The sequence below is a fragment of the Blautia sp. MCC270 genome, from assembly GCF_018785605.1.
In the GTDB taxonomy this organism is placed as follows: domain Bacteria; phylum Bacillota; class Clostridia; order Lachnospirales; family Lachnospiraceae; genus Blautia_A; species Blautia_A fusiformis.
Genome location: NZ_WQQD01000006.1, coordinates 81,589 through 94,477 on the forward strand (window position 1 = coordinate 81,589; position 12,889 = coordinate 94,477).

Genomic DNA, 12,889 nt, shown 5'->3' on the forward strand with positions numbered 1-12,889 from the left:
TTCAATATTTCTTTATTTATTTTATACAATTATCATTTAATAACAATTATTTTTTTATCTATTTTATACAATTTACCGTACCTCAATAAGGCAATCCATTCTGATCACCTTCCATAAAAAAATAGATAAAAAAATCGGCAGAAAATAACGCATCCTTCGATGCATATCTTCTGCCGTTCTCTCTTCTCAATGGCATCATCTGTTTTTATACAAAACAGACACAATCTCAACTTGTTAATCCAGATTATACAGTAAAATCCACTATAAATCAAGACCAAACACATATTTTTTATGCAAATCTTATAAATACTTTTTTCACAAGCAATCCATTTCATTACACGGAAATTGTCTTTAACTCACAGCTGTTGTGGAACAATTACACTTTTTTCTTCCTGTACCAGGATATTAAATACAAAACTATACCAAAAATTATCAAAAATGGAGCAACTGCCACCAAAACAGTTGTTAAAAGTATCACAATTAACGCTGCAATGGCGATCACGATCGCCTTCCCATACCATGTGCTCAGATCCAGTTTAAAGCTTCTTGCCTTTCCGGCACTGCTCTCCGTCCCATTATCCGCATAATCATCTGCACCGTAGCTCTCTTCAGAATAACCGGACTCATCATAAACAGCTGCACTGTCATCTGTATCGATCAAAGTCTTGGCGATCAGCCTGGGATCCCCCAGTTCTGCCAGAACATCTGATTCGCTTCGGCCGTTCCGGACCTGAGACTGAATGTAATCCTCATAATACCGCACATGAGCCGCAGCTCTCCCCTGGGTCATCTGTCCGGACAGCTGCCCCCGTAAAACCTCAAGAAACTCTCTTCTGCTCATAAATATGTCAAACCTTTCTTATGAAATATAATGAAAAAAACAAAACTCAAAACAACTCCAGAAACCTCACCTTGAAAACTTCTGCAAATTCTTTTTTATTACTCTCTTAAAATTTTTCTCATTATACCATAACCCATAAATTTAAATCAGAAACAAATCATAAAATTTTGATTAAAAAATAAAAAATCATAGTACAGCGCAAAGGGCGGTTCATTTCCGGATGCCGCCAAAGCCGCATTCGGAAACGAATCGCCCTCCATGACGTTCGTTATGCCATCAAAAATCACTCAACATGAACAGCCCCTGTACTCCTGATATTCATCGGATAGACATTTTCCCTTCCAACATACTGAGCCATATAGTCCACATACGCATCTGCGTTCTCGATCGGAAGCACGCACATGATAACTCCTGCAAAACCACCACCATGAACTCTGCAGATACCAGCACCGATCTTATTCAGAAACAGCTTGGTAAGCGCCAGACTCAACGTAATCTTCTGCTCCTTGCAATTCTGCAGAGAATAACAGTTCTGCAGCCACTCCCAGGAAGAATTACCGGACTCTTCAAGAAGGCGCAGGAATCCCTCACCGTCTTTATTCTCAACAGCCTTCACAGCATCTGCAACACGTCTGTTCTCTTCATAAAAATGCATCGCACGAAGAACAGCACGGTCATTCGGAATATCCTTCACATGTGCCAGAAGATTCTCCATACTGGACTCACAGAGAAGCTCTACGCCCATAGCCTTCGCAGCCTCACGCATCTCCATAGGAATAGAAGAATATTCCTCACTGAGATCTGCATGGCCCTTACCGGTATTTACGATCACAAGTCTGCAGCCCATATCCTCAAAGGAAAATGCGATCTTCTCACAGCTGATATTCTCTTTATCAGAGAAATCCAGAAGGATCGGTCCGCCGGCAGCACAAGCCATCTGGTCCATCAGACCGGAAGCCTTTTTCCAGTAAACATTCTCAGCATACTGACCTGCTCTCGCATACTCGCCATACTCCAGCTTACCTTCATTAAAGAAATAATTGGTGATCGCACATACAAGCATCTCAAAGGAAGCAGAGGAGCTTACACCTGCAGCGGCAATAACCTTGGTGGAAACATAAGCGTCAAATCCACCGGTAGCATAGCCTTTTTTCTGCATATACTCCATAATACCTGCAACAAGAGCATCTGTACCTTTTGTATAGGTTTCTGTGCTGAGCTTGTCAAGATCAACAACTACTTCCTGTTTGTAACCCTCACTGATCATATGGATCACATTGGTTCCGTTTGGATAAGCAGCACCGATGGTATCCAGATCAATACTTGCCGCAATGATCTGACCGCCGTTATGATCAACATGGTTGCCAATGATCTCCGTACGGCCCGGAGCAGTAAAAAACTCTGCCTTGTCATGATGATATTTCTTCTCGAAATTCACAGCAAGATTGGTATAACGGGCGCTGCTCTCCTCTGTCTCGCCATAGATTTTTTTCAGCACTTCTGCTGTCGGAATTTTAATTGTTCCCATTTTTTCTTCCTCCTGTTATATAGTTTACACCCCAGATCCGGAAGAACCTGAAAAAATCTTCCGCTCTGTCACGCTTCATGGTTACTGTTCACTCCGTTCTCAGCAACACGCTTCGCAATGCGCAGAATATCACCAGTGAATAGTAACGCTTCATGTACTTTTATTATAACAGTCCCGTCTTTTCTGTCCATAACAATTTTGTGTAAAAACCGTATTATTTTGTGGTGATCCCGGAATATCCCTTTGCATTTTCTGCCTTTTCTGATAAAATAAATTCCACTATGAAAAGCAGATATACACTTCAGAATCCGCGCACAGAAGGAAGGAGGTAACACCATGCAGATCATCACAGATCCCGCCGGAAAAGAACTGAAAAAACACGGAGACAGCTCCTTCCCATTCCTGGTAAGCTACGAGCGGCTTTCCGGCTATGAGACCGGTTCCTTTCTGTGGCACTGGCATCCGGAGATCGAGCTTACCTATATCGAAAAGGGCGAAATGCTCTACAAGATCAATCAGAATACCTTTCACCTGAAAGAGGGACAGGCAATCTTTGGCAATGCCAATGCCCTTCATGCCGGATATATGTATCAGGATCAGGACTGTCAGTATATCCCCATAACCTTTGACCCCAAACTGATCTACGGATTTTCGGGAAGCCTTCTTTTCCAGAAATATACAGAACCGATCCTCCGAAGCTTTTCCCTGTCCGCCGTACCGCTTGATCTATCCTGTAAATGGCATTCCGAGGCCATAAAAGATATCCGTGACATCATCGACCTGGACAGTAGCCGGAAACCCATGTATGAATTTGAGATCATCGCCAGACTGCAGCACTTCTGGAAAATCTTGTATGAAAATACGATCTCCCGGACAACTCTTCCATCCGGTCAGGATGAAGAAAACTACCGCCGCATCCGTCAGATCATGTCCTATATCGCAGAACACTACTCTGAAAAGATCCTCCTGAATGATGTTGCAGACCTGATCCACTTAAGTCCCAGCGAATGCAGCCGGCTTTTCAAAAAATGTATGAATATCACTCTCTTCGGATACATCCAGGAATACCGCATTGAACGCAGCCTGGAATATCTGGAAAATCCTTCCTGTTCTATTACGGAATCAGGACTACTGTCCGGTTTTTCGGACTCTAATTATTACACAAAGGTCTTTACGAAAATCAAGGGCTGTACACCAAGACAGTACAGAAAAAATCAGGAGCTGTGACATGCTCCTGATCTTTAACCGTTCAGTGCTCCATACCTATGAAGCAGAACAATATTTATCCGTGAAAATGGCTGTTATCTGAACAACTCTTTCATTGCCGGATACAATTTGCGGAATTTCCGGTATTTTTCTTCATATTTTGCAACCAGCTCCGGTTCCGGTTCTACCGTATCTACTACCCTGACCAGCTTATTACAGATCGTTTCCACATCCGGGTATTCACCGCAGCCTACTGCTGCCAGCATTGCACCGCCCATGGACGGGCCTTCCTCATTCTCCGGCACATCCACCTTCAGGTTCATCACATTTGCAATGATCTTTTTCCAGAGAGGGCTCTTAGCTCCGCCGCCGCAGATCTTGGTGCGCTCAATATGGATCCCGAGGCTTCTTGCAACCTCAAGGGAATCTCGAAGTCCGAAAGCAACTCCCTCCAGAACAGCCTGTGTCATATCTGCTCTCGTGGTATCCATGGACATTCCGAAAAATACGCCTCTTGCATCCGGGTTGTTATGCGGAGATCTCTCTCCCATCAGATATGGAAGGAAGAATACCTGATTCTCGCCAAGCTTTTGGATCGGTGCCTGCTCTGCCGAAAAATCCTTTGTCTTAAGGATCTCCTCTGACCACCATTTGTTGCAGGAAGCAGCGCTTAACATGCATCCCATCAGATGATAGCTTCCATCTGCATGGTCAAAGGAATGCAGTGCATTGTTTTCATCCACTCCGAAATCTTTGCTGGAAATAAAGATCGTACCGGATGTTCCAAGGGAAATGTTGCACTGGCCATCGCCAACCGTTCCTGTTCCGACAGCAGCTGCTGCATTGTCGCCTGCACCTGCTACAACCTTCACATCCTCTGAGAAGCCAAGCTCTTTTGCAACTTCCGCTTTCAGGTTTCCGACTACCTGCCAGCTCTCGTACAGCTTCGGAAGCTGTTCCTCTGTGATATGGCAGATCTCAAGCATTTCCTTTGACCAACAGCGGTTCTTCACATCCAGAAGAAGCATACCGGAAGCATCGGATACATCTGTGCAGAAGGATCCGCTCAGGCGATAGGCAAGATAATCCTTCGGAAGCATGATCTTTACCACTTTTTTGAAATTCTCAGGCTCATGCTTCTGCATCCAGAGGATCTTTGGTGCAGTGAAGCCTGCAAATGCAATGTTTGCGGTATACTGAGAAAGTTTATCTTTTCCGATAACCGTATTAAGATATTCCGTCTCCTCACCGGTACGGCCGTCATTCCAGAGAATCGCCGGACGGATCACATTGTCATCTTTATCCAGAGTTACAAGACCGTGCATCTGACCGCCAAAACCGATTCCTGCTACTTCTTTGCGGTCAATCCCTTCTGTGAGCTCTTTGATCCCTTCCATGCTCTGGGCGAACCAGTCCTCCGGATTCTGCTCAGACCAGCCCGGATGGGGGAAGAACAACGGATATTCTTTTGATACGATGTTGCAGATCTTTCCGGATCCTTCCATAAGAAGAAGCTTTACAGCGGAAGTTCCAAGATCAACGCCAATATAATACATAGTAATTTTTCCTCCTGTAAATACAGAAACCGCAGCTCTCAGTTCGCAGCGCCTGCACGCCTGAGAGCCCGCGGTTTCTGAATCGTATTTAACCAAATCAAGAAAGTCCCCTGCGAGGTTACGAAAAACAATAAGCAGCGAGTGGGGACTTGCTTGTATCAGGCAGCACGTACGGATGATCTTACCTGCCTGTTTTAATTATCTCCAAGGATTCTCTGTCGGATATCTCACGCCTGCCGGCTGATTGTAACCGATCTCTTCAACCGGTACACCAATGTATTTGAACACCTCGAAGAGAGCTTTTCCGTGATGTCCGAATGCTACAGCACCGTGATGCGGGAATCCTCCCTCGATCAGCACGTGACGGTAGAAACGTCCCATCTCCGGAATTGCAAATACACCGATAGCACCGAAGGAACGTGTTGCAACCGGAAGAACCTCGCCGTGTGCGATATATGCACGAAGCTTGTTGTCCGCTGTACTCTGCAGACGATAGAAGGTGATATCTCCAGGCTTGATATCTCCCTCAAGAGTTCCATTTGTAACCTCGATTGGAAGGGATCTTGCCATGATCATCTGATATTTCATCTCACAGAAGGACAGCTTGCTGGATGCCGTGTTTCCACAATGGAATCCCATAAAGGTATCCTGAAGTGTATAGTTGAATTTTCCTTCGATAGATTCTTTGTACATATCCTTCGGAACGGAGTTATTGATATCAAGAAGTGTAACGATATCATCACTTACTACCTGTCCGATAAACTCACTTAATGTACCATAGATATCAACCTCACAGGATACCGGAATGCCCTGTGCTGTCAGACGACTGTTTACATAACATGGAACAAATCCAAACTGTGTCTGGAATGCAGGCCAGCATTTTCCTGTCAGTGTTACATATTTACGATATCCTTTGTGATCTCTTACCCAGTCCTTCAGAGTCAGCTCGTACTGTGCAAGCTTCGGAAGGATCTCAGGTTTCTTGTTTCCCGCACCAAGCTCTTCTTCCATCTCTTTTACGATTGCCGGGATCCTTTCATCACCTTCATGCTTGTTGAATGCCTCGAAAAGATCCAGCTCTGAGTTCTCCTCGATCTCAACGCCAAGGTTGTAAAGCTGTTTGATCGGTGCATTGCAGGCAAGGAAGTTTGTAGGACGCGGTCCGAAGCTGATGATCTTCAGGTTGCTCAATCCCTCGATCGCTCTTGCGATAGGAAGGAATTCATGGATCATATCCGCGCAGTCCTCTGCATCACCTACCGGATACTCCGGAATATAGGCTTTTACATTACGAAGCTGCAGGTTGTAGCTTGCATTCAGCATACCGCAGTAAGCATCTCCACGTCCCTGGCAGAGATTATCCTGTGTTTCCTCAGCTGCTGCGATAAACATCTTCGGTCCCTCGAAATGCTTTGCAAGAAGGGTCTCAGAAATCTCCGGTCCGAAGTTTCCAAGATATACACAGAGTGCGTTACAGCCTGCTTTTTTGATATCCTCCAGAGCCTGGACCATATGGATCTCACTCTCTACGATACAGACCGGACATTCGTAGATATCCTTTGCATCGTATTTCTTTGTGTAAGCGTCTACAAGAGCTTTTCTCCTGTTTACGGAAAGGCTTTCCGGAAAACAATCTCTGCTGACTGCAACGATTCCGATCTTAACTTCTGGCATGTTGTTCATAATCTTCATTCTCCTTTTTATATCCGGCAGATTTTCCACCGGTGATATTATTGTTCGTTTGTAACTATTCACTTCACCCAAAATCAGTCAAGTGTGATATTTTCACCCTTCAATCCGTTGAATGCGCCTTCAATCTTCGCATCCTCATGAGCGATAAGCCATTTATTTCTGGCTGTCATCAGACCGTCCTCTCCGTCTCCTGACATCGGAAAATCAATCTCTGTGTTGGTTCCTCTCGGAAGAACAACTACACACTGAAATCCACTCTCATTCACATGACACGGTGCATAGTGGAGCGTTGTGGCATAAACCTCGATCCCAGTTCCTGCCGGTACCAGAAATGCCTCCACCTTTGAGGTATCGTATGTAAGATCCTCTTCTATATCCTGCTGATGTCCGATAAGCAGTACAAGATCTGTCACTGCTACATTGATCTCGGAATTCCGATGATATTCCAGGGCATTCAGCTTTTTATTGTGACCATTGCAATATCCGATCTGGACAGGTAATCCACCAAACGCTCTGTTTTTCAGCTCTTTTTCCACATCGAGAGCTTCCAGCTCCTCTGCTGACGGAACATATACCACATCCTCCGGAACCGGTGTATGCTTCATCTCCTTCAGAAGCGGACCGAAATTGTATCCCTCCAGAACCTTTCCGTATCTGCGGAAAGCCGGATCTGTTACTTTCTGAATTTTCACGATTTAACCCTCCTTACAAAATGACTTTTTCACAGCTTCTCTGCATCTTCGTTTTGAACTGAAAAAAGCATACCACATCATGGTATGCTTTTCGCCGCTTTTCTTGACTCATTCATAGCACTTTTTTGACATTTTTATGATTCTGACGCTCCACTCTTCCCGGCAGGATCCCGTAACGCTTTACAAATTCCCTGGAAAAAGCCCTGCTGCTTGCAAACCCGTTGTCAAGTGCGATAGAGCTGATGGTATGATCTGTATGCAAAAGCTCCTTATAGGCGTATGCCATGCGGATATCCTGTAAATATGTCTTAAAATTGACCTTCGCATATTTTCGGAACATCCTTGACAGATATGCATCGGAATATCCGAACATGGCTGCAAGTCCGGAAAGCCTGAGATCCTCCTTGTAATGCTCCCGCATATAAGTGGTTATTTTTGACAAAGCATCCAATCTGCGGCTGATCTTCAGCGCATTCTCCTCCACCTCTGTTTCCCTGTATGCGGAAACCATAAGATAAAGGACTTCATAGAACACTGCCCTGATACGGAATTCGTACCCCGTTTCCCCGGATACGTACACCCGGTACATCTCCCGGATCAGAGAAACCATCCGCCTGTCTGTTTCCTCAGACTCTTCGTTTCTGCTCCGAAAACGGATAAATCTCTGAGCGGTAAAATAATCCGAAAACTGCTTCAGCGGGATCTGCAGTACGATGGTCTCATTACGTACTGGCGCCTGAATAGAATGTACTTCATTGGAATTAATGATCAGAAACTCCCCTGCCTTCAGAGGATACTCGTTCTCATCGATATAGAAATAAAGGCTCCCCTCCATCACCGCAAAGATCTCGATCGAAGTATGCCAGTGTTTTTCCCTTACATAATTTCCGTTTCTTCCTTCAAAAAGAAAAAGCTTAAAAGGAAATCCTTCATTGGGAATGATCAATTCATGCTGAAACTCCATGCTCCTTCTCCCTTTCCTGCTGTCCGGTCTGGATCCGGCGCATCATACTTCCGTAAAAAGCCGCCAGGATCTGCTGAAATAACGTTCCGATCATAACCGGAAATAATGTTTCCGCCGGAAAATACGCTCCCGCGATCACCGCACCGGCGCTGATGTTCCGCATTCCGGAACCATAGATCATGGAAACCGTTGCCTCTTTATTCTGCCTTGTAAGAATGGCAATGATCCAGCCAATGGCATATCCCCCTGCTGCCAGGACCAGGATCGCTGCTGCTACCTCCAGCCGTTCTCCGTTAAGATGCTTCATATAAGGAGAAACCTTGGAAGAATTGGATGTTACCACAAAGATCAGGCACATTTTTGAAAAAGGCGCCAGCTTTTTCGGCCAGGTCTCCATAACCTTTCCATGGCTGACTTCATTAAGGCACATGGCAAGGACTGCCAGCAGAGCGATCATGAAAACCAGCTCCTTCATCATTCCCACAGTATCCATTTTTACGCTGGAGCCCACCAGGAGCTTCAATACTGCCGGGATCAGAAAGGGAGCCAGGATCGTATCGATCACAACCAGCGAAAGTGACAGCGGACTGTTTCCATTATAAATGGACACCCACATCAGACTGATCACCGCTGCAGGTACGGAAAATTCCAGCACCATTCCTGTGATATAATTCATATTGCCCGGGAACAGAAGATGTCCCAGACCGCAGGCGGCCACCGGTCCCAGCACATGAAGGATCAGCAGCATCAGGATCAGCGGAAGCGGCCGCTTAAACACATCTGCCACATCACGGAACCTGGATTTCAGCGCACCGATAAAGGTCATAAATGCAAAAGCATACGTCACATAGGGCACGCCATGCTTCGCAATATCCGGAAACAGCACCCCTGTAAGCAGACAGGCCGGCGTCACAAAAGCCATCCATTTCTCCATAAAGCTGTTAAATTTTTCCAGCATATTACACCTCTTGTTTGTCTTTTTTTACAGTTTATCACAAAAAAACAGCGGTGCAAGAAAAAAATCCCCTGTTTTATAGCCGATTCCGGACAAATATGATATGATAGTACCCATCCAAAAGCAACCTGAAACCAGGGCGGACTACAGATAACCGCCAAAATGATCATTTTTTATGATCTGGAAAACGAGGCAAAAATGATTTCTTTAATTATACCATGCTTCAATGAGGAAGAATCCCTTCCGCTTTTTTACCCGGAAGCCACTTCTGTCCTCAGGCAAATGAATTGTGATTATGAACTGATCTTTGTGAATGACGGTTCCAGAGACAGAACCCTTGAGATTTTAAAAGAGCTTTCCGAAAAGGATCCTCATGTGATCTATCTTTCCTTTTCCAGAAACTTCGGAAAGGAAGCTGCCATGTATGCAGGCTTCTGCAATGCCGGCGGCGATTATGTAGCAGTAATGGACGCTGATCTTCAGGATCCGCCATCCCTTCTCCCGGAAATGCTGGAGAAGCTGGAATCCGGAGAATATGACAGCGTTGCCACCAGACGTGTCAGCCGTGACGGAGAGCCACCTATCCGGAGCTTTTTTGCCCGGAAATTTTATCGGCTGATCAATAAGATCTCGGATGCAGATATTGTGGACGGTGCCAGAGACTTCCGTCTGATGAAGCGCAGTATGGTGGATGCCATCGTCTCCATGAGTGAGTACAACCGCTTCTCCAAGGGAATCTTCGGCTGGATCGGTTTCCGCACCTGCTGGCTCCCCTACAAAAATATCGAACGCGTAGCCGGTGAGACCAAGTGGAACTTCTGGAAGCTGTTTAAATACGCAGTCAGCGGCATCATCAATTTCTCTCAGATACCGCTGACCATCGCCTCCTGGTTCGGAACGACCATGACCGGTTTTTCCTTTCTGGTCCTGGTAGCCATCATAGTCCGAAAGCTGATCTTTGATGATCCGGTCCCAGGCTGGGCTTCCACCATCTGTGTCATCATCTTCATCGGCGGCCTGCAGCTTTTCTGCCTGGGTATCATGGGACAGTACATAGCAAAAACCTATATGGAGGTCAAGCAGCGCCCCCACTACATCATAGCAGAATCCAACAAAAAGGACTTTACACCCATACGTTGATTTTTATTCTGTCGGCAGCTCGACCACCTGATATTCGTGGCCCAGCGCCGGCAGGATTTTTTCTTTTACATCACTGGTCTTCATTAACAGAGTGGAAGTATTGATACACGGATGGCATCCGAAATATTCTTCATCCAGGACTTCTTTATCAAGCACCAGATGTACCTTCTTTTCTCTGTCAAAGATCAGTCCCATCAGACTTAAGGACCCCGGTGTAATGTTCAGATATTCCTCCATCTGCTCTCCGTCTGCAAAGGAAAGTCTGGCTGTTCCGATCTGTTTGGACAGAAATTTTGTTTTAAACGGCTTCTCTCCCGGCATCAGCAGCAGATAGAAATCCGTTTTCTGTCGGTTGCAGAGAAAAAGATTTTTACATATCTGCGCTCCCAGAAGCTGATCCACTGCCTCGCAGGCCTCCATGGTCATCAGTGCTTCATGATCTGCTCTTTTATATTCAATCCCAAGACTGTCCAGAAAATCGTACACTGCGATTTCCTTCTCCAGACGGCCCTCGGTGTTCTCCGGTCTTCCTGTATAGATCGTTTTGTCAATTCTTGGTTCTTCCATGATGTCTCCTCCGTTATTTTTACATTCTCATATGTGCAGGTCTTAGTCGCAGCACATTACGCTTTACTGCTTCAACCGTAACCTGCCGATTTGTTTAATCATAGCACACCTGTAACAAATAAGATACTCCGGATTTCCGTCTGACTATTGACGATATCAGCCTCGGATGCTATACTCTCAGGCAGAAAGGGAATGAAGTTCTCCCCCGATTTTTATCGAAACCGCCAATGAGCTGATGACTTCTGTGCAATGCACGGGGTTACCAGCTTTTTTTGATGGATTTTTCAAAACGGGGAGATTGAAAGGAGTTACTATGACAAAAGAAACTATCCAAAAAGAACATCGGATCCTGCAGCTGAAATATGCTGTCCTTGCAGTGGTCGTGGGAATCTGCGTCGGGATCGTAGATACTATCTTCGGCCGGGGCCTGCTGGCGATCTCTGATCTTCGCACCGCACACTGGCGATATCTGCTGCCCGTCCTGCCTCTGGCCGGACTTCTTATTGTGTGGATGTATCATCATTTCAGCACCTTAAGCTTAAAGGGCATGTCCCTGATCTTCGAAACCGGGCAGAAAAAAAGAGACCAGATTCCTCTGGCCCTTGTCCCTCTGGTAATGCTCGGCACCTGGATCACTCATCTCTTCGGAGGAAGTGCCGGCCGTGAAGGTGTTGCCGTGCAGATCGGTGCTGCACTCTCTCACGAGGCAGGACGCAGGCTGCATATCCGGGAAAATAAGCCTGTCATGCTGATCACCGGTATGGCTGCCGGTTTTGGCGGTCTGTTCCAGACGCCGTTAGCCGCTGTATTTTTTGCCATGGAGGTGATCGTTGCCGGATATCTTGAGTACGATGCGCTGCTGCCGGCACTTATTGCCGCATATACAGCCTCCTTCACCTCTCATTTCCTGGGACTGGAAAAATTTGCTGTGGATATCCAGGACACATGGACTGTGACCGATCTCCGAAGCATGATCTCTCTCATTGCTCTCGGGCTTGCCTTTGGTCTCGCCGGACGATGCTTTTCCGTACTTCTTCAGAAAGCAAAGAAATTATTCGGGAAAAAAATCTCAAATCCGCTGATCCGCATCGGTGTCATGGCCATTCCACTGGCAGCTCTGCTGTTTGTGATCCACGGCGGACGCTACACAGGTCTTGGAACCAATCTCATCTCCGCTTCCTTTGCCGGAGAAACGATTTACGGATATGACTGGATTCTGAAGCTTCTGTTTACTGTATTTACACTTGCCATCGGTTTTCAGGGCGGCGAAGTAACGCCACTGTTCTCCATCGGCGCTTCCCTCGGAGTCGTCCTAGGTTCTATCCTCGGGGTTCCTCCGATGATCTGTGGGGCACTTGGCTACGCCGCAGTATTCGGCAGCGCCACCAACACCCTCATCGCCCCGATCCTCATCGGCCTGGAAGTCTTCGGCACCCGAAACACCATCCCCCTTATCCTGGTATGCATCCTCGCTTATCTGGTCAATGGAAATCACTCCATTTATGGAGCACAGCAGAAGGCGCTTTGCAGGTTTGAGGAGTAGATATGTACATATTTTTTATTCGGTCATGACTGACTCGGTTGTGACCGAGTGAACTACCCATCACCTAAAGGTAATGGACTTCTAAGGATATCAGATTCGCCATATGATTCCTTTCTTCAGCTATTAATGGATTCTATCTCCGAATCATCATATATTTTCTTTAACTCTTTTCTCATTTCCTTATTGATACTTATATATTTTGAAT

General features: G+C 46.0%; 11 protein-coding genes and 1 riboswitch. Of the genes, 3 read left to right on the forward strand and 8 right to left on the reverse strand.

Annotation, left to right across the window (positions count from 1 at the left end; translation table 11 throughout):
• Positions 1 to 376: 376 nt before the first annotated feature.
• Both GPK58_RS02415 and GPK58_RS02420 read right to left on the reverse strand, forming a co-directional pair.
• Entirely contained in the window at positions 377 to 841 is a 465-nt protein-coding gene (locus tag GPK58_RS02415) for a DUF1700 domain-containing protein (RefSeq protein WP_022426942.1), read from the reverse strand.
• 283 nt (positions 842 to 1,124) lie between these two features.
• Positions 1,125 to 2,360 carry a galactokinase gene (locus tag GPK58_RS02420; RefSeq protein ID WP_442860550.1) on the reverse strand — a complete coding sequence of 412 codons (1,236 nt, stop codon included), beginning with the start codon at positions 2,358 to 2,360 and terminating at the stop codon, positions 1,125 to 1,127.
• A 345-nt stretch (positions 2,361 to 2,705) separates the two neighbouring features.
• Here GPK58_RS02420 and GPK58_RS02425 point away from each other — a divergent pair, with 345 nt between their 5' ends.
• Positions 2,706 to 3,596, forward strand: coding sequence for an AraC family transcriptional regulator (locus tag GPK58_RS02425; protein ID WP_215638131.1), 891 nt, complete (start codon positions 2,706 to 2,708; stop codon positions 3,594 to 3,596).
• Between the two features lie 74 nt (positions 3,597 to 3,670).
• On the opposite strand, the gene xylB is transcribed toward GPK58_RS02425, so the two are convergent.
• The 5 genes from xylB to GPK58_RS02450 form a co-directional block, all read right to left on the reverse strand.
• On the reverse strand, positions 3,671 to 5,131 hold the full coding sequence (xylB, locus tag GPK58_RS02430; protein ID WP_215638132.1) for a xylulokinase: 1,461 nt from the start codon (positions 5,129 to 5,131) through the stop codon (positions 3,671 to 3,673).
• 198 nt (positions 5,132 to 5,329) lie between these two features.
• Positions 5,330 to 6,814, reverse strand: coding sequence for an L-fucose/L-arabinose isomerase family protein (locus GPK58_RS02435; RefSeq protein ID WP_015527462.1), 1,485 nt, complete (start codon positions 6,812 to 6,814; stop codon positions 5,330 to 5,332).
• Between the two features lie 83 nt (positions 6,815 to 6,897).
• Positions 6,898 to 7,515 (reverse strand): DUF4867 family protein, encoded by a 618-nt coding sequence (locus GPK58_RS02440; protein ID WP_021651856.1) that lies wholly within the window; start codon positions 7,513 to 7,515, stop codon positions 6,898 to 6,900.
• A 112-nt stretch (positions 7,516 to 7,627) separates the two neighbouring features.
• Positions 7,628 to 8,479: an AraC family transcriptional regulator gene (locus GPK58_RS02445; protein WP_059086155.1), complete on the reverse strand. Its 852-nt coding sequence runs from the start codon at positions 8,477 to 8,479 to the stop codon at positions 7,628 to 7,630.
• Positions 8,463 to 9,437 (reverse strand): bile acid:sodium symporter family protein, encoded by a 975-nt coding sequence (locus GPK58_RS02450; protein ID WP_215638133.1) that lies wholly within the window; start codon positions 9,435 to 9,437, stop codon positions 8,463 to 8,465. The genes GPK58_RS02445 and GPK58_RS02450 overlap by 17 nt, the downstream gene beginning before the upstream one ends.
• 195 nt (positions 9,438 to 9,632) lie before the next feature.
• On the opposite strand from GPK58_RS02450, the gene GPK58_RS02455 reads away from it, so the two are divergent.
• Positions 9,633 to 10,574: a glycosyltransferase family 2 protein gene (locus GPK58_RS02455; RefSeq protein WP_215638134.1), complete on the forward strand. Its 942-nt coding sequence runs from the start codon at positions 9,633 to 9,635 to the stop codon at positions 10,572 to 10,574.
• A 3-nt stretch (positions 10,575 to 10,577) separates the two neighbouring features.
• Here GPK58_RS02455 and GPK58_RS02460 read toward each other — a convergent pair whose 3' ends face one another.
• Positions 10,578 to 11,141, reverse strand: coding sequence for a prolyl-tRNA synthetase associated domain-containing protein (locus tag GPK58_RS02460; protein WP_173753955.1), 564 nt, complete (start codon positions 11,139 to 11,141; stop codon positions 10,578 to 10,580).
• A gap of 179 nt (positions 11,142 to 11,320) precedes the next feature.
• Positions 11,321 to 11,393: riboswitch (Fluoride riboswitch) on the forward strand.
• Between the two features lie 61 nt (positions 11,394 to 11,454).
• On the opposite strand from GPK58_RS02460, the gene GPK58_RS02465 reads away from it, so the two are divergent.
• Entirely contained in the window at positions 11,455 to 12,684 is a 1,230-nt protein-coding gene (locus GPK58_RS02465) for a chloride channel protein (protein ID WP_215638135.1), read from the forward strand.
• Positions 12,685 to 12,889 lie beyond the last annotated feature (205 nt).

Bases quoted from the DNA above. Each gene is read 5' to 3' on its own strand.
- GPK58_RS02415 (WP_022426942.1), bottom strand. From the start codon at position 841: ATGAGCAGAAGAGAGTTTCTTGAGGTTTTACGGGGGCAGCTGTCCGGA.
- GPK58_RS02425 (WP_215638131.1), top strand. From the start codon at position 2,706: ATGCAGATCATCACAGATCCCGCCGGAAAAGAACTGAAAAAACACGGA.
- xylB (WP_215638132.1), bottom strand. From the start codon at position 5,131: ATGTATTATATTGGCGTTGATCTTGGAACTTCCGCTGTAAAGCTTCTT.
- GPK58_RS02435 (WP_015527462.1), bottom strand. From the start codon at position 6,814: ATGAACAACATGCCAGAAGTTAAGATCGGAATCGTTGCAGTCAGCAGA.
- GPK58_RS02445 (WP_059086155.1), bottom strand. From the start codon at position 8,479: ATGGAGTTTCAGCATGAATTGATCATTCCCAATGAAGGATTTCCTTTT.
- GPK58_RS02450 (WP_215638133.1), bottom strand. From the start codon at position 9,437: ATGCTGGAAAAATTTAACAGCTTTATGGAGAAATGGATGGCTTTTGTG.
- GPK58_RS02455 (WP_215638134.1), top strand. From the start codon at position 9,633: ATGATTTCTTTAATTATACCATGCTTCAATGAGGAAGAATCCCTTCCG.
- GPK58_RS02460 (WP_173753955.1), bottom strand. From the start codon at position 11,141: ATGGAAGAACCAAGAATTGACAAAACGATCTATACAGGAAGACCGGAG.
- GPK58_RS02465 (WP_215638135.1), top strand. From the start codon at position 11,455: ATGACAAAAGAAACTATCCAAAAAGAACATCGGATCCTGCAGCTGAAA.